Source organism: Pseudomonas sp. B22(2017), from assembly GCF_002113105.1.
GTDB lineage: Bacteria > Pseudomonadota > Gammaproteobacteria > Pseudomonadales > Pseudomonadaceae > Aquipseudomonas > Aquipseudomonas asiatica.
The window spans coordinates 397738-418826 of sequence record NZ_NEJN01000003.1; the positions used below are offsets into that span (position 1 = coordinate 397738).

General features: G+C 62.8%; 17 protein-coding genes. 12 read left to right on the forward strand and 5 right to left on the reverse strand.

Annotation, left to right across the window (positions count from 1 at the left end):
* The 4 genes from cyoB to hmpA form a co-directional block, all read right to left on the reverse strand.
* Window positions 1–2019 carry a cytochrome o ubiquinol oxidase subunit I gene (gene cyoB, locus CAG18_RS09445; RefSeq protein ID WP_013970980.1) on the reverse strand — a complete coding sequence of 673 codons (2019 nt, stop codon included), beginning with the start codon at window positions 2017–2019 and terminating at the stop codon, window positions 1–3.
* A gap of 3 nt (window positions 2020–2022) precedes the next feature.
* Window positions 2023–2967 carry a ubiquinol oxidase subunit II gene (cyoA, locus tag CAG18_RS09450; RefSeq protein WP_015268993.1) on the reverse strand — a complete coding sequence of 315 codons (945 nt, stop codon included), beginning with the start codon at window positions 2965–2967 and terminating at the stop codon, window positions 2023–2025.
* Window positions 2968–3526: 559 nt separating this feature from the next.
* A complete protein-coding gene (locus tag CAG18_RS09460) occupies window positions 3527–4033 on the reverse strand; it encodes a disulfide bond formation protein B (protein WP_025337743.1) in 507 nt (168 codons plus the stop codon).
* A gap of 496 nt (window positions 4034–4529) precedes the next feature.
* Entirely contained in the window at window positions 4530–5708 is a 1179-nt protein-coding gene (gene hmpA, locus CAG18_RS09465; RefSeq protein WP_085720788.1) for an NO-inducible flavohemoprotein, read from the reverse strand.
* A 154-nt stretch (window positions 5709–5862) separates the two neighbouring features.
* Here hmpA and norR point away from each other — a divergent pair, with 154 nt between their 5' ends.
* From norR to CAG18_RS09520, 11 genes are all read left to right on the forward strand, one after another.
* Window positions 5863–7416 (forward strand): nitric oxide reductase transcriptional regulator NorR, encoded by a 1554-nt coding sequence (gene norR / locus CAG18_RS09470; RefSeq protein WP_085720789.1) that lies wholly within the window; start codon window positions 5863–5865, stop codon window positions 7414–7416.
* Window positions 7417–7606: 190 nt separating this feature from the next.
* Entirely contained in the window at window positions 7607–8506 is a 900-nt protein-coding gene (locus CAG18_RS09475; protein WP_015268990.1) for a chemotaxis protein, read from the forward strand.
* A gap of 87 nt (window positions 8507–8593) precedes the next feature.
* Window positions 8594–8905 carry a hypothetical protein gene (locus tag CAG18_RS09480; RefSeq protein WP_015268989.1) on the forward strand — a complete coding sequence of 104 codons (312 nt, stop codon included), beginning with the start codon at window positions 8594–8596 and terminating at the stop codon, window positions 8903–8905.
* Window positions 8902–9636: a YkgJ family cysteine cluster protein gene (locus tag CAG18_RS09485; RefSeq protein WP_085720790.1), complete on the forward strand. Its 735-nt coding sequence runs from the start codon at window positions 8902–8904 to the stop codon at window positions 9634–9636. The genes CAG18_RS09480 and CAG18_RS09485 overlap by 4 nt, the downstream gene beginning before the upstream one ends.
* Window positions 9637–10128: 492 nt before the next feature.
* Window positions 10129–11292 carry an efflux RND transporter periplasmic adaptor subunit gene (locus CAG18_RS09490; RefSeq protein ID WP_054572348.1) on the forward strand — a complete coding sequence of 388 codons (1164 nt, stop codon included), beginning with the start codon at window positions 10129–10131 and terminating at the stop codon, window positions 11290–11292.
* On the forward strand, window positions 11289–14381 hold the full coding sequence (locus CAG18_RS09495; RefSeq protein WP_085720791.1) for a multidrug efflux RND transporter permease subunit: 3093 nt from the start codon (window positions 11289–11291) through the stop codon (window positions 14379–14381). Before CAG18_RS09490 ends, CAG18_RS09495 begins: the two co-directional genes overlap by 4 nt.
* Window positions 14382–14390: 9 nt before the next feature.
* Window positions 14391–15065: a heavy metal response regulator transcription factor gene (locus tag CAG18_RS09500; protein WP_015268985.1), complete on the forward strand. Its 675-nt coding sequence runs from the start codon at window positions 14391–14393 to the stop codon at window positions 15063–15065.
* Window positions 15040–16443, forward strand: a complete 1404-nt coding sequence (locus CAG18_RS09505; RefSeq protein ID WP_085720792.1) for a heavy metal sensor histidine kinase — start codon at window positions 15040–15042, stop codon at window positions 16441–16443. Before CAG18_RS09500 ends, CAG18_RS09505 begins: the two co-directional genes overlap by 26 nt.
* 267 nt (window positions 16444–16710) lie before the next feature.
* Entirely contained in the window at window positions 16711–16935 is a 225-nt protein-coding gene (locus tag CAG18_RS09510; protein WP_054572341.1) for a hypothetical protein, read from the forward strand.
* A gap of 206 nt (window positions 16936–17141) precedes the next feature.
* Window positions 17142–18476: an OprD family porin gene (locus tag CAG18_RS09515; RefSeq protein WP_054572342.1), complete on the forward strand. Its 1335-nt coding sequence runs from the start codon at window positions 17142–17144 to the stop codon at window positions 18474–18476.
* 222 nt (window positions 18477–18698) lie between these two features.
* Window positions 18699–20189, forward strand: coding sequence for a sensor domain-containing diguanylate cyclase (locus tag CAG18_RS09520; protein ID WP_015268981.1), 1491 nt, complete (start codon window positions 18699–18701; stop codon window positions 20187–20189).
* On the opposite strand, the gene CAG18_RS09525 is transcribed toward CAG18_RS09520, so the two are convergent.
* The gene (locus CAG18_RS09525) at window positions 20186–20662 is read right to left on the reverse strand and encodes a PA2169 family four-helix-bundle protein (RefSeq protein ID WP_013970965.1); all 477 of its coding nucleotides are present in this window, start codon (window positions 20660–20662) and stop codon (window positions 20186–20188) included. The genes CAG18_RS09520 and CAG18_RS09525 overlap by 4 nt on opposite strands.
* Window positions 20663–20865: 203 nt before the next feature.
* Between CAG18_RS09525 and CAG18_RS09530 the strand changes: the two genes are divergently transcribed.
* Window positions 20866–21087, forward strand: a complete 222-nt coding sequence (locus tag CAG18_RS09530; protein WP_015268980.1) for a DUF3820 family protein — start codon at window positions 20866–20868, stop codon at window positions 21085–21087.
* The last annotated feature ends 2 nt before the right edge of the window (window positions 21088–21089 follow it).

Below are 21089 nucleotides of genomic sequence, written 5' to 3' on the forward strand. Positions count from 1 at the left end.
TTACACCCGCTCAAACGATTCGACACGTGCGCCGGCAGGCAGAGCACCTGCTTTGGCCAGCGCTTTCATGCGCTCGCCTTCGATGCGCGCCACTTCTTCGGCCGGAACCATGTAGCCCTGGTCGTCACGCGCAGCGTGGCGAACGAAGACAGCGATGGTTGCAACCAGGCTCGCGCCAACCAGCCACCAGATGTGCCAGATGAAGGCGAAGCCGAAGACGGTCAGGAACAGGCCCATGAACAAACCGGTGGAGGTGTTGCTCGGCATGTGGATCGCTTCGTACTTGGCCGCAGGCTTGTAGGCAACACCGGCTTCCTTGGCTTCGTGCCAGGCGTCCAGGCCAACCTTCTCAGGCATGTGGGCGAAGTTGTAGAACGGAGGTGGCGACGAAGTCGACCATTCCAGGGTACGGCCGCCCCATGGGTCGCCGGTCACGTCCAGGTTCTGGTTGCGGTCGCGAACCGATACGTACAGCTGGATCAGCTGGCAGGCGATACCGAACAGGATCAGCACGGCGCCGACAACGGCTACGTACAGGTAGGGTTCCCACAGTGGGTTGTCGGAGTGGTTCAGACGACGAGTCATGCCCATGAAGCCCAGGGCGTACAGCGGCATGAACGCTACGTAGAAGCCCGAGATCCAGAACCAGAAGGCAGCCTTGCCCCACTTCTCGTTCAGGGTGAAACCAAAGGCTTTCGGGAACCAGTAGGCGAAGCCGGCGATGTAGCCGAATACCGCACCACCGATGATCACGTTGTGGAAGTGAGCAATTACGAACAGGCTGTTGTGCAGCACGAAGTCAGCACCTGGAACAGCCAGCAGAACACCAGTCATGCCACCGATGGAGAAGGTGATCATGAAGCCCAGGGTCCACATGATCGGCGCGGTGAAGCGCAGACGGCCCTGGTAGATGGTGAACAGCCAGTTGAACAGCTTCACACCGGTCGGAATGGAGATCAGCATCGTCGCCAGGCCGAAGAAGGTGTTGACGCTGGCGCCGGCACCCATGGTGAAGAAGTGGTGCAGCCATACAGCGAAGCCCAGCACGGCGATGGCGCCCGATGCGTAGATCATCGAGTGGTGGCCGAACAGACGCTTGCCTGCGAAGGTGGAGGTAACTTCCGAGAACACACCGAAGGCCGGCAGGATCAGGATGTAAACCTCAGGGTGACCCCACGCCCAGAACAGGTTGACGTACATCATCGGGTTCCCACCAAGCTCGTTGGTGAAGATGTGGAAGTCCAGATAACGGTCAACAGTCAGCAGAGCGAGTGCAGCGGTCAGGATCGGGAAGGAAGCCACGATCAGCACGTTGGCCCAGGTGCAGGTCCAGGTGAAGATCGGCATGTCCATCAGTTTCATGCCAGGTGCGCGCATCTTCATCACGGTGACGAGGAAGTTCACGCCGGTAAGCGTCGTACCCAGGCCTGAGAGCTGTAGCGCCCAGATGTAGTAGTCGACACCCACCCCAGGGCTGTACTGAATGCCCGCGAGCGGCGGATAGGCAACCCAGCCGGTCTTGGCGAATTCACCAACGCCCAGCGAGATGTTGACCAGCAGCACGCCTGCCAGCAGCAGGTAGAAGCTCAGGGAGTTCAGGAACGGGAAGGCAACGTCACGTGCACCGATCTGCAGAGGAACCGCCAGGTTCATCAGGCCGGTGAAGAACGGCATCGCCATGAAGATGATCATGATCACACCGTGAGCGGTGAAGATCTGGTCATAGTGTTCAGGCGGCAGGTAGCCTTCGGAGCCACCGGTAGCGGCAGCCAGCTGGGTACGCATCATGATGGCGTCGGCAAAGCCGCGCAGCAGCATGACCATCGCGACGATGATGTACATCACCCCGATTTTCTTGTGGTCGACAGTCGTCAACCACTCGCTCCACAAGTAGGTCCACTTGCGGAAGTAGGTGATAGCACCGACGACAGCGATACCACCGAGCGCGATCATGGCAAGCGTCACCATGACTATCGGCTCGTGATAGGGTATCGCCTCCAGGCTTAGTTTACCGAACATCTCTTACTCCTCTGCACCGGCAGCTGGTTGCATACTCGATTCCACACCCTTGGTAGTGGCCAGATCTTTGCTGCCTGCTTCTTCGTGGCTCGGACGACCGCGGTTCATGCCTTCGTACTTGTCGACGATCAGCTGGAACTGGTCAGGCGAAGCCTCGCTATACAGCGCGACTGGGTTGTTTTCGCTTGGTTTGGCCAAGGCGTCGTATTCGGCCTTGTCCAGCTTCTTCGGCGACTGCTTGACCTCGGCGACCCACTTGTCGAAGTCTTCCTGAGAGGTGGCAGTAGCCTTGAATTTCATGCCGGTGAAGCCAGCACCGCTGTAGTTGGCGCTGATACCGTCGAACTCGCCGTTTTCGTTGGCGATCAGGTGCAGCTTGGTGGTCATGCCGGCCATGGCGTAGATCTGGCCGCCCAGACCCGGGATGAAGAACGAGTTCATCACGGCGTCGGAAGTGACGCGGAAGTTGACCGGAGTGTTAGCCGGGAAGACGATCTTGTTGACCGTGGCAATGCCCTGCTCCGGGTAGATGAACAGCCACTTCCAGTCCAGTGCGACCACGTCGATCTGCACCGGCTTCACATCGGAATCCAGCGGACGGTACGGGTCCAGCTTGTGGGTGGAGTGGTATGTGAAGTAGCCCAGGGCGATGATGATCAGGATCGGGATGATCCACACCGCGGCTTCGATCTTGGTCGAGTGCGACCAGTCGGGGGTGTAGGTGGCAGCCTTGTTGGAAGCACGGTACTTCCAGGCGAAAACCACGGTCATGATAATGACAGGAATCACCACCAGCAGCATCAGGCCGGTAGCGATCAGGATCAGGTTCTTTTGCTCAATGCCGACCTGACCTTTCGGGTCGAGCAGGGTCCAGTTGCACCCACTGAGTAAAAGCATGCCTAAAAAGGGCAATATGCCAAACAGTCTGGGGTAACGCTTTTTACTCATCTCACGACCTCTAGATCAGCTTGCTTCAATGCAATTTGTGTTTTGGTAGCCAGCACTTCGTCCTGCCAAGTGAGGCATTTCGCGCCCGTACTCGCTCCTGCCCGGGGTCCGACTGCAGGACCTTGGCGTCAAGCGGGTTAGCGGTGCTTATGGTTTCGTAGGCAACAGGCCTGTACTTCAGACCAAGTCCATTTGGTGCGGGAAAACGCGGAGGGGGGTCCGCCCGGTATCGCCGTTGGGCGAAACTTGACGAAGTCAGCAAAAAGGAGCGCTGGGGCTTCCTTCAATCCTGCGACTTGCAAGCAGTGCCGAACGGAAATTGGGGGCGATTGTAGATAGGTCGCCAACCCTTGACTATGACTTATTGAGCAACAGTCCTTTACAGAATCTGCAACAATACTGCTCAAAAATTCAACTTCGCGACAGTTTGTCGCACCCCGCTTGATAGGCCCCAAAGCCGCATTCTGCAAGGCCTCTGGGTTGATCTGGATCAAGCGGTGAGCGAATTTTCCCTCTTCTCATGCGGCGTAAAAGACCCCATGCCATTCGGGACTTTTGTCTAAGCCTGGCGTCGGTTGCGGTAGATCCCGAGCGGAACCAGGACGGCCGTCAGGACGAACGCCACCAGCGCCCATTGCGCCAGCGACAGACCGAGGATCGGCGGGTACGGCGTGCTGCAGAAGCCGTCGACCTGGAACACCAGCGGCCAGAGCTTGGCCAGCGGCAGGTCGTCCACGATCGGCTGCAGGGTGTCGATACCGCAACTGACCATGGGGTTGGCGAGTATATACACATGGTTGCCGGCCGCAACGATTCCGCCAATGGCGCTGAGTACCACCAGTGCCTCGAAGAAGGTCAGGCTGCGGCGCCCGGGCATCGCCGCGGCGATGAAGGCGAACACGGCGATGAACAACAGTGCATAACGTTGCAGGATGCACAGCGGGCATGGTGCCTCGCCCAGGACTATCTGCATGTAGAGGGCGCCACCGATCAGCGAAAGGCAGATCAGGCCCAACAGTACCAGAAAGCGCCGTTCCCGATTCAGGCGCGATGTTTGTTCGTTCATTGCCGGTTCCTTCGATGGATAGTGACAGCGTGATCCGCCTGCCTGGCGCAAGTCTACACGCTGGGCCGGGCCTTTGAGCGTGCCGAGGAAGCGGCGTGATAGCGCTGCGCAGGGCTATCCGGTGTGGCTGAGACCGGCCGCAACGACGTCGGTTCAACGCCGGGCGGCAAAAAAACGGCTACCCGGGTGCCGCGCAGGGGCAAGCCCCTCGACACCCGGGAGTGAAGGATACCGTGATTAAAGGAGGATTAAAGATGAAAGCTGCACAGCCGCTTTCATCTCTCCTTTATATAGGCAGGAAGGTGAGGTGCGGCCCAGCCGCTGGCAAGCCAGCCCCCAGGCGGCGAATGCGATCGACCGTTTCGTTCTCGATTACCCACGGGCGGGAGCAGTGCTGCAAAGGAGCTGGCTTGCCAGCGGCTGGGATGAATACGCTGCAAGCCTGTACCGGCCTCTTCGCGGGTAAACCCGCGAAGAGGCCAGTGCAGGCGCTACATCACTCCAGCGCAGCCGCCGGCCCGAAGAACTCGTAGCGGCTCTGCTGCTCTGGCACACCCAGGCCCTTCAACTGGCGCTTGACCGCCGCCATGAAGCCCTTGGGCCCGAGGAAGTAGGCATCCACATCTCGCTCTTGCGGCAGCCACTCGGCCAGCAGGTCCTCGTTCAGCAGGCCTACGGCATCAGCCGCGGCACCACCCTGCGGTTCTGCATAGCAGTAGAAGCGCTTGAGCTGCGGGTGACGCTCGGCCAGCTCGTCGATCCAGTCGCGGAAGGCATGCACGGCGCCGTTACGGGCACAGTGAATGAAATGCACCTCACGCTGGGTTTGCAGTGCCGCCTGCAGCATTGGCAAGGTCGGGGTAATACCCACGCCACCGCTGATCAGCACCAGCGGCTTGTCGCTCGCTGCCAGGGTGAAATCGCCAGCCGGCGGGAACAGCTGCAGGGTGTCGCCCACCGCCAGCACATCGTGCAGGTAGTTGGAGACCTTGCCACCCGCCTCGCGCTTGACGCTGATGCGGTATTCCTTGCCGTCGCACAGTGCCGACAGGGAGTAGTTGCGGCGCTGCTCGGCGCCGTCGATGTCCAGCTTCAGGCCGATGTACTGGCCAGGCTCGGCCTTGAGCACCGGTTTGCCATCCACCGGGGCAAAGTAGAACGAAACGATTTCGCTGCTTTCCTGCTCACGGCGCACCAGGCGGAATTCGCGGGTGCCGCGCCAGCCGCCTTCGGCTTCTTCCTTCTGTTTATAGAGGTTCTCTTCCGCGCCGATCAGGATGTCGGCCAACTGGCCATAGGCCGCGCCCCAGGCGTCGATCACGGCGGGGGTGGCGATTTCCTTGCCCAGCACTTCTTCGATGGCGCGCAGCAGGCAGCTGCCGACGATCGGGTAGTGCTCCGGCAGAATCTGCAGGGCAACGTGCTTGTTGATGATCTGGCCGACAAGGCCGCCAAGCTGCTCCAGCTGGTCGATGTGGCGGGCATACATCAATACCCCGTTGGCCAGGGCGCGCGGTTGGTCACCGCTGGCCTGGTGGGCCTGGTTGAACAGCGGGCGCACTTGCGGGTACTCGCTGAGCATCATCTTGTAGAAGTGGGTGGTCAGCGCTTCGCCGCCGCTTTCCAGCAGGGGGACAGTGGCCTTGATGATTGCACGTTGTTCGGCATTGAGCATTGCAACAACTCCTGAGCCTGTGGCTTCAAATGACTGCCCGAGCTATTACATCAATCATGCCAACTCTTATCTCCAGCAAAATCAGGGGCTTGACGCAGGTCATGTCAAAACGACCCACCTCGACGTATAGTCATATCGACCCACAGGAGTCCATATGACCACGAAGCCCCTGCTCACCACCCTGCTGCCCTTGGTCAGCGACCTTTCCCGCGACCTGCCCGACCAGGAACGCTATCGCCGCCTGCTGCAGGCCATGCGGGGGTTGCTGCCCTGTGATGCCGCCGCGCTGCTGCGCCTGGACGGCGAGTGGCTGGTGCCGCTGGCAGTGGACGGCCTGAGCCCCGATACCTTGGGCCGGCGCTTCCGAGTCAGCGAGCACCCACGCTTCCAGATCCTGCTCAGCAGCCGGGAACCCACCCGCTTCGCCAGCGACTCCGAGCTACCCGACCCTTACGACGGCCTGGTCAACGCCCCTGATGCCAACCTGGAAGTACATGACTGCATGGGTTGCCCGTTGATGGTCGACGAGCGCCCTTGGGGCCTAGTTACCCTCGATGCCCTCACCCCCGGGCAGTTCCAGAGCCTGGAGCTGGGCGCCCTGCAGGCCTTCGCCAGCCTTGCCGCCGCCACGGTCACCGTGGCCGAGCGCATCGAGCACCTGGCCCTGCGCGCGGAAGACGAACACCATCGCGCGGAGATCTACCGCCAGGCCAGCGGCCAGGACAAAGAGCTGATTGGCCAGAGCCCCGCGCACAAGCGCCTGGTCGAGGAAATCCGCCTGGTCGGTGGCAGTGACCTGACCGTACTGATAACCGGTGAGACCGGCGTCGGCAAAGAGTTGGTGGCCCAGGCCCTGCACCAGGCCAGCAACCGCGCCGACAAGCCGTTGGTCAGCCTCAACTGCGCCGCCCTGCCTGACACCCTGGTGGAAAGCGAACTGTTCGGCCATGTACGCGGAGCCTTCACCGGCGCCCATGGCGAGCGCCGCGGCAAGTTCGAGCTCGCCAACGGCGGCACACTGTTCCTCGACGAAGTCGGTGAACTGCCACTTACGGTGCAGGCCAAGTTGTTGCGCGTACTGCAGAGCGGCCAGTTGCAACGCCTGGGCTCGGATCGCGAACACCGGGTGGATGTGCGCCTGATCGCAGCCACCAATCGCGACCTGGCAGCAGAGGTGCGTATTGGCAACTTCCGCGCCGACTTCTACCACCGCCTCAGCGTATACCCGCTGCACGTTCCGCCGTTGCGCGAACGTGGGCGTGATGTGCTGCTATTGGCTGGCTACTTCCTCGAACAGAACCGTTCGCGCCTGGGCCTGAACAGCCTGCGCCTGAGCAGCGAAGCCCAGGCCGCGCTGCAGGCCTACGACTGGCCAGGCAACGTACGTGAACTGGAACATCTGATCGGCCGCTCGGCGCTCAAGGCGCTGGGCCAACATTCCGACAGGCCACGCATCCTCACCCTGGAAGCCATCGACCTGGACCTGCGCGCAACCGCAACGCCCGGCACCCCGCCCTCCCCTGCTGTGCCCTTGCCGGCGGCACCGCTACCCGAAGGGGGCTTGCGCGAAGCCGTCGACGACTACCAGCGCCAGCTGATCGAGGCCTGCCTGCAGCGGCACCAGGAAAACTGGGCAGCGGCTGCCCGGGAACTCGGCCTGGACCGCGCCAACCTTAGTCGTCTGGCCCGTCGGCTGGGGCTGCGCTGAGTTGGAATCCTGGGGGCGCTTTGCGCCCCATCGCGACACAAGGCCGCTCCTACAAGGGACCGCGCCCCCCCTGTAGGAGCGGCCTTGTGTCGCGATGGGCTGCAAAGCAGCCCCACAATCCCCACACCCGCTAAAGCCCGACCAAACCAGGCCGATAACCGGTTATCCCCTGTTCCCCACGAAGGTCACCATGGCCACGCAAAATGCCCGCGCGGACTCGCTGTCCCTGCTGCTGTTCACCCTGCGCAGCGGCAAGTTGATGGCAATCAACCTGCTCAAGGTCAGCGAGATAATCCCCTGCCCACCGTTGACCAAGCTGCCCGAATCGCACCCCCACGTGAAGGGCGTGGCAACCCTGCGCGGCAATTCGCTGTCGGTCATCGACCTGTCCCGCGCCATTGGCGAACGGCCGCTGGCCGACCCTGACGGCGGCTGCCTGATCGTCACCGAGATCAGCCGCTCGCGCCAGGGCCTGCATGTGCAGGCGGTCAGCCGCATCGTGCATTGCCTGAGCACCGACATCAAACCACCCCCTTATGGCTCGGGCAGCCGCTCGTTCATCACCGGCGTGACCAGGGTCGACAACACTCTGGTGCAGGTGCTGGACATCGAAAAAGTCATCCACGCCATCGCCCCGCCGGTGCCCGAACCGCATCACGCCACCCTGAGCGAGGAAGACGCCAGCCTGCTGGCCGCCGCCAATATCCTGGTGGTGGACGACAGCCAGGTAGCCCTGCAACAGTCGGTGCACACCCTGCGCAACCTCGGCGTCGAATGCCATACCGCGCGCAGCGCCAAGGACGCCATCAACGTGTTGCTGGAGCTGCAGGGCACCGCGCAGGAAATCAACGTGATCGTCTCCGACATCGAAATGAGCGAAATGGACGGCTACGCGTTCACACGCACCCTGCGCGAAACCCCCGACTTCCAGCACCTGTACATACTGCTGCACACCTCGCTGGACAGCGCGATGAGCAGTGAAAAGGCGACCCAGGCCGGGGCCAATGCCATCCTCACCAAGTTTTCCTCGCCAGAGCTGACCGATTGTCTGGTGGTGGCGGCGCGCGCCGTGGTGTTCGCCGAGCGCTGATATATTCGGAGACAAACTCCCCGGCTTGCCGTCGGGGTCGAGTCGGGCATAATTCGCCCCCCTCGCAAGTAACTTGCCGGAATCCGTATGAAGTTTTTCAGCTCTATCCTGATCAGTTTCGCCCTCTTCAGCGGTATCGCCCAGGCCTCCAGCAGCCAGGCCTGGAACGAGCAGCGCCAGCAGATGCTCAAGTCTTGCCTGGCCGCCAGCCAGTTCAAGGATGCTCACGCCCGCAGCAAGCCCGCCGAGTTCGATGACCAGGTCGGCATGAGTGCCCTGCTGATCGAAGGCGTCTACCCCCAGAAGCACATGCAGCAGCGTACCGGCACCGAGCTGTGCCTGTACGACCGCCAGCACCAGCGCGCCTTCGTCAGCGAGTGGAGCCCGGAGGTCAAGTGACCGACAGCCTGCGTTTCGCCTGTACCGGCTGCGGCAAGTGCTGTACCGGCCACCACGTGCCCTTGACCCTGGCCGAAGCGCGCCGCTGGGCGGACAACGACGGCCAGGTGGTGGTGCTGATCGAAGCCTTCGTTGCGGACGGCCCTGGGATGCCAGTAGAACAGCGTGATCATGTGCTGCGTCGCTCCCATCCCGTACCCTGCGGCGACAGCGACGTACGCGTCTCGGTGACCTTTGCCGCCTTCAACCCCGGGCGCTGCCGCAACCTCGACGACAACGACCTGTGCACCATCTATGACCAGCGGCCGCTGGTCTGTCGCATCTACCCGGTGGAAATAAACCCGCATATCCCGCTGCGGCCAGGCAGCAAGGACTGCCCGCCGGAAGCCTGGCAACAGGGGCCGGAGCTGATTCACGGCAGGCAACTGGTCGATGCCGGGCTGGAGGCGCTGGTGCAGGCCTCGCGCCAGGCCGACCGCGATGACATCGCCGCCAAGGTGGCGGTGTGCCAGGCGCTGGGCATGACTACCAGTGCGCTCAAGGGCAACGGATTTACTGCCTACCTGCCTGACATGGGGGCCTTCCGCGCGTGTCTGGCGCAGGTACCGGAGGCTGGCCTGGCACAGTGGACCCTGCACGTGGAGGACGCGGCGCTGGTGGCGAGCTTGCAGGAACATGGTTTGCGCACCACCAATGAGCCCCCGGTGTATTACGCTTTCATCAGCTTCTAGCTATGCCTCGGCGGGGGCAACCGCCTTGCACAGGAACCAAAGCCTGCCGCGGTCCCTGTGGGAGATTACCCAGCCCTTTTGGGCTGCGCTGTCGCGCAGAGAACAAATATCGCTCGTCTGACGCGTCCTTTGTAGGAGCAGCCTTGTGCTGCGAAGAGGCCGGTACAAGCAACAGACAGGCTTTGTCAGTACCGGCCTCTTCGCAGCACAAGGCTGCTCCTACAGAACCTCGCCGAACCAATGAGTCATGTGTTGTTCTATGAGAGCGGGCATGCCCGCGAACACCGGCACAGCCGTTGCCATCCACCGCGTTGCATTCTTCGCGGGCATGCCCGCTCCCACAGGGGTCGCAGTTCGCATGCCAGATGTGTGATGGAGGCGCAGGCAATTCTGACAGCGCTGTCAGCCAGCGGTCACGCTGCCGACCCGGTTCGGGGGCTATAAGATTGAATACAGCCACTTCCCTCCCCTATGGCCAAGGTGCCCGCACCGATGCGACGTCCGTCCCGCCCTGTCATCCTCGCCGCCCTGGCGCTCATGGTCCTGGCGGTAGCGGGCCTCTGGTTCGGCCAGCGCCAGCCAGCACCTGCCACCCGCGCGCAAACCGCCATCCCGGTGCGCGTGGTCAGCGTCGTCCAGCAGAACGTGCCGCGCTATGCCAGCGCCATCGGCTCGGTGCTGTCGCTGCACAGCGTCGAGGTGCGCCCGCAAGTGGAGGGGGTACTGACCCAGGTGCTGGTCAAGGAAGGCCAGTGGGTGAAGGAAGGTGACCTGCTGGCCACCCTCGACGATCGCGCCATCCGCGCCAACCTCGACCAGGCCCGTGCCGAACTTGGCCAGAGCCAGGCGCAGATCCAGGTAGCCAACGTCGACCTGCAGCGCTACCGCCTGCTGAGTACCGACAACGGCGTTTCGAAGCAGACTCTCGACCAGCAGCAGGCCCTGGTCAACCGCCTGCAAGCCACGGTCAAGGGCAACCAGGCGGCCATCGCCAATGCCGAGGTGCAGCTGTCGTACACGCAGATCCGCTCGCCAGTGACCGGCCGGGTGGGCATTCGCAACGTCGACCCCGGCAACCTGGTGCGCACCAGCGATACCCGCAGCCTGTTCAGCGTCACCCAGATCGACCCGATCGCCGTCGAATTCGCCCTGCCGCAGCAAATGCTGCCAACCCTCCAAAGCCTGCTGAAGGCGCCCACCCCGGCACAGGTGCAGGCCTACATGGATGCCGACGGCGAACGCAGCCTGCTGGGTGAAGGCCACCTGGCACTGATCGACAACCAGATCTCCGCCACCACCGGTACCGTGCGGGTAAAGGCCGAGTTCGACAACAAGGACGGTCACCTGTGGCCCGGCCAGTTGGTCACCATCCGCCTACGCACCGCAGTGGAAGAAAACGCCCTGGTAGTGCCGCCCCCGGTGGTACAGAGCGGCGTCGACGGGCACTTCGTCTACCGCCTGGACGGTGACAAGGTCACCAGCGTGCCGGTCAAGGTGCTGTACCAGGACAGTGGGCTGAACATAATTGCCGGGGTCAAGCCGGGCGAGCGCCTGGTGCTCGATGGCCAGTCGCGGCTCAAGCCAGGTTCGCGGGTCGAGGTGGCCCCCGATGCCCCCGCGCCGTCGGAAATGGCCGACCGGCGGAGCCAGCCATGAACACGCGCAACGGTGTTTCGGCCTGGTGCATCGACCACCCTATCGCCACCCTGCTGCTGACCTTCGCCCTGGTGCTGCTGGGGGCCATCGCCTTCCCGCGCCTGCCGGTGGCACCACTGCCGGAAGCCGACTTCCCGACCATCCAGGTCACCGCCCAGCTGCCCGGCGCCAGCCCGGAAACCATGGCCTCGTCAGTGGCCACGCCGCTGGAAGTGCAGTTCAGCGCCATCCCCGGCATGACCCAGATGACCAGCAGCAGCGCACTGGGCTCGACCAACCTGATCCTGCAGTTCACGCTCGACAAGAACATCGACACCGCCGCCCAGGAAGTGCAGGCGGCCATCAACACCGCCACCGCGCGCCTGCCGCAAGACCTGCCCAACCCGCCGACCTGGCGCAAGGTCAACCCGGCCGACAGCCCGGTGCTGGTGCTGACGGTCAGCTCCAGCCAGATGCCTGGCAACGACCTCAGCGACTACGCCGAAACCCTGCTCGCGCGCCAGCTGAGCCAGATCGACGGGGTCGGCCTGATCAATATCACCGGGCAACTGCGCCCGGCGATCCGCGTGCAGGCGCAACCCGAGAAACTGGCCGCCATCGGCCTGACCCTGGCCGACTTGCGCCAAGCCATCCAGCAGACCAGCCTGAACCTGGCCAAGGGCGCGCTGTACGGCGAACACAGCGTTTCGACCATCGCCGCCAACGACCAGTTGTTCCATCCCGACGACTACGCCCAGCTGATCGTCTCCTACCGTGACGGTGCACCAGTGCACCTGAGGGACGTGGCAAAGGTGATCAATGGCGCCGAGAACGCCTACGTCAAAGCCTGGTCCGGCGACCAGCCCGGGTTGAACCTGGTGATTTTCCGCCAGCCTGGCGCCAACATCGTCGATACCGTGGACCGGGTACTGGCTGCCCTGCCCAAGCTGCAGGAGATGCTGCCAGCCTCGGTCGAAGTGTCGGTGCTGCAGGACCGCACCCAGACCATCCGTGCCTCGCTGCATGAAGTGGAGCTGACCCTGATGATCGCAGTGGCCCTGGTGATCGGGGTGATGGCGCTGTTCCTGCGCCAGTGGTCGGCGACCATGGTGGTGTCCAGCGTGCTTGGCGTATCGCTGATAGCCAGTTGCGCGCTGATGTACATCTTCGGCTTCAGCCTGAACAACCTGACCCTGGTGGCCATCGTCATCTCGGTGGGCTTCGTGGTCGACGATGCCATCGTCGTGGTGGAAAACATCCACCGTCACCTGGAGGCCGGCGACGACAGCCGCACGGCAGCGCTCAAGGGCGCCGGGGAAATCGGCTTCACCGTGGTGTCGATCAGTTTCTCGCTGATCGCCGCGTTCATCCCGCTGCTGTTCATGGGCGGCGTGGTCGGCCGGCTGTTCAAGGAGTTCGCCCTTACCGCCACTGCCACCATCCTGATTTCGGTGGTGGTCTCGCTGACCCTGGCGCCAACCCTGTGCGCACTGTTCATGCGCCGCCCGCCCGGAGAGCACAAGGGCGGCTTCGGCGAGCGGCTGGTCAGGTGGTACGAAAAGGGCCTGGACCGCGCCCTCGCCCACCAGCGTCTGACGCTCGGCGTGTTTGGCCTGACCCTGGCCCTGGCGGTGGCCGGTTACGTGGGTATTCCAAAGGGCTTTTTCCCGCTGCAGGACACCGGCTTCATCCTTGGCACCAGCGAGGCGGCGGCGGATGTGTCGTACCCGTCGATGATCGAGAAGCACAAGGCGCTGGCCAAAATCATCGAGGCCGACCCGGCGGTGCGCGCGTTCTCCCACTCGGTGGGTGTCACCGGCAGCAACCAGACCATCGCCAACGGCCGCTTCTGGATCGCCCTCAAGCCCCGTGGCGAACGCGATGTGTCGGCCAGCGAACTGATCGATCGGCTGCGGCCCAAGCTGGCCCAGGTGCCAGGCATCGTCCTGTACATGCGTGCAGGCCAGGACATCAACCTAAGCTCCGGCCCGTCGCGCACCCAGTACCAGTACGTGCTCAAGAGCAACGACGGCATGGCACTGAACCTGTGGACCCAGCGCCTGACCGAGCGCCTGCGGGAAAACCCGGCGTTCCGCGACCTGTCCAACGACCTGCAACTGGGCGCCAGCGTCACCCGCATCGATATCGACCGCCAGGCCGCGGCACGTTTCGGCCTGACCACCACCGACGTCGACCAGGCGTTGTACGACGCCTTCGGCCAGCGGCAGATCAGTGAATTCCAGACCGAGACCAACCAGTACAAGGTGATCCTCGAACTGGATGCCCGCCAGCGCGGCAAGGCCGAAAGCCTCAACTACTTCTACCTGCGCTCGCCGCTGACCAACGAGATGGTGCCGCTGTCGGCAGTAGCCCATGTAGCGCCGCCCAGCACCGGGCCGCTGTCGATCAGCCACGATGGCCTGTTCCCGGCGGCCAACCTGTCGTTCAACCTGGCCCCGGGCGTGGCCCTGGGCGATGCGGTGACCATCCTCGAGCGCACCCAGCGCGAGCTCGGCATGCCCGACTCCATCAGCGGCAACTTCCAGGGCGCGGCCCAGGCCTTCCAGAGTTCGCTGTCGAGCCAGCCGTGGCTGATCCTGGCAGCGCTGGTGGCGGTGTACATCATCCTCGGCGTGCTGTACGAAAGCTTCGTCCACCCGCTGACGATCATCTCCACCCTGCCCTCGGCCGGCCTCGGCGCGCTGATCCTGTTGTGGGCCTTGGGCCAGGACTTCAGCATCATGGGGCTGATCGGCGTGGTGCTTCTGATCGGTATCGTCAAGAAAAACGGCATCCTGCTGATCGACTTCGCCCTGGAGGCCCAACGCCGCCAGGGCTTGACCCCGGAGCAGGCGATCCACCAGGCCTGCCTGACGCGCTTCCGGCCGATCATCATGACCACCCTGGCCGCCTTGCTCGGCGCGGTGCCGCTGATGTTCGGCTTCGGCACCGGTTCCGAACTGCGCCAGCCACTGGGCATCGCCGTGGTTGGAGGCCTGCTGGTGAGCCAGGCGCTGACGCTGTTCACCACCCCGGTCATATACTTGGCCCTGGAGCGCCTGTTCCACCGCCGCCAGGCCGCCCGTGCGGCGGCGCCCAGTGCCAGTTAGGACAAGACCATGCGTGTGCTGATCATCGAAGACGAAGAAAAAACCGCCGACTACCTGCATCGCGGCCTCAGCGAGCAGGGGTTTACCGTGGACCTGGCGCGGGACGGCATCGAGGGCCTGCACCTGGCCCTGGAAGGTGACTACGCGGTGATCGTGCTGGACGTGATGCTGCCGGGCATGGACGGCTATGGCGTGCTGCGCGCCCTGCGCGCACGCAAGCAGACGCCGGTCATCATGCTGACCGCCCGTGAAAGGGTCGAAGACCGTATCCATGGCCTGCGCGAGGGCGCCGACGACTACTTGGGCAAGCCGTTTTCCTTCCTCGAACTGGTCGCCCGCCTGCAAGCCCTGACACGCCGTAGCAGCAATCATGAACCGCTGCAGGTGCAGGTAGGTGACCTGTGGATCGACCTGATGGCGCGCAAGGCCACCCGCGCCGGCCAACGCCTTGAGCTGACGGCCAAGGAGTTCTCGCTGCTCAGCGTGCTGGCCCGCCGGCAGGGCGAAATTCTGTCAAAGACAGCGATTGCAGAGCTGGTCTGGGACATCAATTTCGACAGCGATGCCAACGTCGTCGAAGTGGCGATCAAGCGCCTGCGCGCCAAGCTCGACGGGCCTTTCGACAACAAGTTGCTGCACACCATCCGAGGCATGGGCTATGTCCTGGAAAGCCGTGCGGGGTAATTCCATCGCGCTGCGCCTGTCGGCGCTGTTCATCCTGGTGGCGCTGGGCGTGTTCCTGCTGATCGGTTCGGCGCTGTACCGCCAGGTAGACCGCAGCCTCGACCTGCTGCCGCAAGCCGAGCTGGACGCGCGCTTCAGTGTGCTCGAGTCCACCCTCAACCGCTTCGGCACACCGGAGCACTGGGTCAAGATCAACAACAAGCTCAACCTGCTCAGTGAAGAGGACAAGCGCATTCGCTTCTGGGTGGTCAGCAGCAACCCGGCCTACGAATACGGCCACCCTAGCGAGCTGGTCCGCGCCTTCGCCGAAGGCGTGCAGGGCATGCGCGACCTGCGCCTGCCCGACCGGCCCTACCCTTACAAGGTGCTGGTCAGCGAACTGCCGGCCCTGGGCGAGCGGCCGCCGCTGCGCTTTCTGATCGGCATCGACACCGAAACATTCTGGCAGGCACAGCACAGCCTGCTGGTGGCGATTGTCGGGCTGGCGGTGCTCGGCGTGCTGCTGGCCTCGCTGCTGGGCTACTGGGTGGCGCGCATCGGCCTGCGCCCACTGTTGGCGTTGTCCGTTGAGGCCCAGGCCCTGGCCCCACCGCGCCTGGACGGGCGCCTGCAGACCCACGCCCTGGCCCCGGAGCTTGCACAGTTTGCAGGTGCCTTCAATGCCGCACTGGACCGGGTAAGCCAGGCCTACTCGCGGCTGGAGGCGTTCAATGCCGACGTCGCCCACGAACTGCGCTCGCCGCTGACCAACCTGATCGGCCAGACCCAGGTTGCACTGACCCGAGGGCGCAGCGCCGAGCATTATTTCGAAGTGCTGCAATCGAACCTTGAGGAGCTGGAGCGCCTGCGCAGCATCATCAACGACATGCTGTTCCTGGCCAGTGCCGACCAGGGCAGCAAGGCCACTGCCCTGACCCAGGCCTCGCTGGCCCAGGAAGTGGCGACCACCCTGGACTACCTGGACTACATTCTCGAAGATGCGCAAGTCAGCGTGAGTGTGAGCGGTGACGCCCAGGCGCCCATCGAAAAGGCCCAGCTGCGCCGGGCGCTGATCAACCTGCTGAACAACGCCGTGCAGCACACCGCACCGCACCAGGTGATCGAGGTGCAGATCGCTGCCGGGCCGGAGCAGGTCAGTATCGCCGTGAGCAACCCGGGGCCGGCGATCGACGATGAGCACCTGCCGTTGTTGTTCGAACGCTTCTACCGGGTGGATGCGGCACGTAGCAACAGTGGTGGGGGTAACCATGGGTTGGGGTTGGCGATCGTCAAGGCGATTGCGCTGATGCATGGTGGGGAGGTGTTCGTGCGAAGTGCCGCGGGGGCCAATACCTTTGGTATCCAGTTACCAACCTCAAGGCCTACCCCGCCCGTGTAGGAGCAGCCTTGCGCTGCGAAAGGGCCGGTAGATCCCAATATCCTCTAATGCCTTCACTGGCCCTTTCGCAGCACAAGGCTGCTCCTACAAAGAAGCGCGGAAGTGCTCTAGGCTGCGGGTTTGCGGCGAAAGTCCAATTGCTTTTCCTGCGATAATTACCTTTTACGCAACAGTGCTTATCGCGCTTCGCTCTGTTTCAAGTGCATTGAAAGGACTAACTTTACCCCCGTCCTCATTAGCACTTGCACCGCAAGAAGGTAGTTTCAAATGTCCAACAGTATGGGTATTGCCAGCGTCTTCGTCCTGTCTTCCCTGTTGTTGTCGCCCCTGGCCATGGCTGAAGAATCCAAGGCTTTCGTCACCCGTAATGCTGAGTTCGCCGCAGTCCACCAAGAGGCCCGCGAAGCCGTAGCCGCACAGCAGGTAGACACCGTAAAAGACGCTAACCAGACAGCTTCCAAGGTCTCTGTCGATGCCAATGCCGACAGCTGATCAAGTGCTGTCGCTGCTCCCGTTTTCCCTTGGCTACGCCATGGGCACTACCAGTGCCGATATGTTAGCCTTTTAAAGCCGCTGCCGATCAGCGGCTTTTTTTATGTGCTTCAACTATCAGCCAAGCTGTAACGTCCACCTATAAAAAAGACGCACATTCGAAAATAAAAAACTGCCCCACCGCCAGACCCAAGGAGCTAGTACCGGTGCCTTCCGCGTTTCGTTTTACCCCGCTGTTCATTGCGTTGACTGCAACGATCCCTTTCGCCGCCCAGGCAGATGAAGACAAGGCTGATGGCTTCATCGAAGGCTCGTCCTTCAACCTGCATTTCCGTAATGCCTACTTCAACCGCGATAACCACAACGCCGGAGTGCGCGACACCCGCGAGTGGGGCCAAGGTGCGGTTGCACGTTTCGAGTCGGGCTACACCCCGGGTGTGGTCGGCTTTGGCCTGGACGCCCATGCCATGCTGGGTCTGAAGCTCGATGGGGGCGGCGGCCATGCTGGCACCAGCATCCTGCCGACCCACCAGAAGAACGAAGACGAACTGGGTGCTGCCCCGCACTCGTTCTCCACCGCCGGTGCCGCGGTCAAGCTCAAGGCGTTCGACACCGAGCTGAAAGCAGGTGACCTGTTCCTCACCAACCCGGTGATTGCTGGCGGCGAAACCCGCATGCTGCCGCAGACCTTCCGTGGTGTGAGCCTGACCAACACCAGCATCGACGGCCTGCTGCTCGAAGGCGGCCAGGTGAGCTTCACCAAGCCGTACAACCAGAGCGGCCACCGCCGCATCGACACCTACTACGGTTCGTTGGGCGAGCATGACAAAAGCAAGCACCTGAACTGGGCCGGCGCGTCGTGGAGTGGCACCCCGAACATCACTGCCAACCTGTATGCAGCCGAACTGAAGGACATCTGGAACCAGTACTACGCCGATTTCGACTACACCTATGTGGTCAACGATCTCGTCAGCCTGAACCCGGGCGTGCACTTCTATCACACTCAGGACACCGGCCAGGCACTGCTGGGCAAGATCGACAACAACACCTACAGCGTGCATTTCACCGTCAACGCCGGGTTCCACAGCGTCACCGCCGCCTATCAGCGGGTCAATGGCAACACGCCGTTCGACTACATCAACCTGGGCGACAGCGTCTACCTGGACAACTCGCGCATGTACTCGGACTTCAACGCACCGAACGAGCGCTCGTGGAAGCTGCAGTACAACTATGACTTCGCTGGTGTGGGCATCCCTGGCCTGAGTACGGTGCTGTCGTACTCGCGCGGTGAAGCCGACCTGACCAAGGCCACCCAGGACACTACCCACTACGACTACTACCGTGCCGATGGCAAGAACGCCATGCACTGGGAACGCGACGTGGACGTGAAGTACGTGTTCCAGGAAGGAGACCTCAAGGACCTGTCGGTGCTGGTGCGCTATGCCACCCACCGTGGCAGCCAGGGTTATGCGTCGATCGACAGCAACAGCGACAACGATGAACTGCGGGTGATCGTGGATTACCCATTGAACGTGTTCTGATCCAGACCCGGGTGCGAGGACTTCGCCCTCGTTTCGCCGGCAAGCCAGCTCCCACCTTGACCGCATTGACCTCAAGCTTGTGCGGTACTTGTGGGAGCTGGCTTGCCGGCGATGGGCTGCGCAGCAGTCCCTGCGTGATTCCGTCGGACAAATCTTGTCCGACAATCCCCGCTTCCCTAGAATGTCGCCGCCGCGAATGGCCCTGCCCACGCAGTAGCGAGCATGACCTCCCGATCACCGCGTTTCGCACTCTACAGGTCACACCCCGAGCTGCTCCTCAACCTGGGCAGTTGCCTTGCCGTGCTCGCCATCGTGGCCATCGTCAGCTACCTGCTGGCGCGGGAGCGCGACAATATCGAGCTGTCGGCGATCCGCTCGTCCAACAATATTGTCCAGCTGATCGAAAGCGACATCCTGCGCAACGTCGAACTCTACGACCAGTCGCTGCAGGGCCTGATCTGGGCGGTCGGGCGCAAGGAGCTGCCGGAAATACCCGGCCCGGTGCGCCAACGCCTGCTATTCAATGAAGCCTTCGTCGACCGCAAGCGCGGTGACGTGCTGTGGCTGGACAAGCAAGGCAACGTGGTGGGCGATTCCACCAGCAGCGTGCCACGCAAGGCCAACTTCAGCGGTACAGGGGTATTCCAGGCCCATCTGCACAACGCCAACCTCGGCCTGCTGGTCGGCCCGCCGTTCAAGGCCAGGCTCGGCGACCTGGACTGGTGCATCAGTTTCAGCCGGCGCATTTCCGGGCCCAATGGCGAGTTCGTCGGCCTGGCCGCGGGGGCACTGCGCCTGTCGTACTTCAGTGACCTGTTCCAGCGCCTGGACATCGGCGACGATAGCAGCATCAACCTGCTCAACACAGACGGCCAACTGTTGGCCCGCCAGCCCAGCCGCGCGCAAGACCCGGCAATTGGCAGCAATTATGCCGAACGGCCCAATTTCAAACGCATTCTCAGCGAGCAGAACGGCAGCTTTACCGCACGCTCCAGCCGCAACGGCACCCCGCGCATGTACACCTTTGCCCGGGTCGCTCAGTTGCCGCTGATCGTGCTGGTCGTGCGTTCGGCCGATGAAGTTTTCGAGTCGTGGCGCCGCACTGCGATCGTGGTCGGCGTCGCCACAGGGGTACTGTGTGTGGGTATCCTCTGGCTGACCCTGCTGCTGGGCCGCGAGTTGCGCCGCCGGCAAGAGGCCGAACAGGGTCTGGCCAACCTGGCCGCCACCGACAGCCTGACCGGCTTGCCCAACCGCCGCCACCTGGACCAGGTACTCCGTCAGGAATGGGCCCGCGCCCAGCGCAATCGCAAGTCATTGGCAGTGCTGATGGTGGATGTGGATCACTTCAAGGCTTTCAACCAGCGCCACGGCCACGCCGGTGGCGACCATGCCTTGCGCGAAGTGGCCAGGACCATCGAGGCGTGCATCCGGCGCCCGGCCGATCTGGCGGCGCGCTATGGGGGTGAAGAATTCCAGGTGGTGTTGCCGGAAACTGACCTGGCCGGTGCGCAACTGCTGGCGGAGCGCATCCGCGCCAGCGTCGAGGCGCTGGCACCGTTTGCCGACGATGCCCACTCTGTCACGGTGAGCATCGGCATTGGCCTGTCAGGCACCCAGCACGACCTGGCGAGGGTGCTGGGTGCTGCTGATGAAGCGCTCTACCGAGCCAAGGCCAAAGGCCGCAACCGGGTAGAGGGGCCAGCGGACTAGCTGCGGGCGCGCGCGGCGTTGCGCAAGGCCCTGACCTGGTCATGGTTACGCTGCACACCTTGCAGCTGTTTTTCCACCAAGGTGTAGGTCTGGTCGCTGGCGGTGCGGCCCAGCTTGACCAGTTTCTCGCGAGCTTCCTTGTAGGCCTTGAGGGCATGGTCCTCGCCCCGCTCCACCTCGTTCAGCACCGCTTCCTCATCCTTGCCGGTGACCATCGCCTTGAGGTTTACCCAACCCCGATGCAGGTCACCGCTGATGCTGGTGGAGGTTTCCGGGTCGCCCCCCAGGCGACGCACTTCGCTCTGCAGTTCGCCGGCGGCATTGGCGCACTCACCGGCACGTTGAACGAAGAACGCTTTAAGTTCGGGGTTCTTCACATCATCGGCCGAGGCCTTGAAACCTTTCTCACCATCCTTGCTGTACTCGATCAGGTCGTTGAGCACGTCGATCACGTCTTTGTTGGGATTGCTCATGGCACAAACTCCTTGGCAGGTGATAGTCATCTGTAAAGGAGCAGCGTTCGTGCCAAGCGAGGACTATCTATAAATTCCTTGAAAATCAACAATATAAAAGCAGAAGGTCTGAGCTTGATCACGGCGTTCTGCATGATTGCCGCTTGGGCCTTCGTGCAGATTGCAGTATGGTCGGCGCTTTTCAACAGCCAGGTGCGCCGATGATGAAGCCGGAAACCCTCGAACTGCTGGTCACCCGCACCATGCCGTTTGGCAAGTACCAGGGACGAATCATTGCCGACCTGCCAGGGGATTACCTGGCCTGGTTTGCGCGCAAGGGTTTCCCGGCGGGGGAATTGGGTGGGTTGCTGGCGCTGATGCACGAGATCGATCACAACGGGCTGGGCGATCTGCTTGTGCCGTTGCGGCAGAAGCACGGGCGTTGACC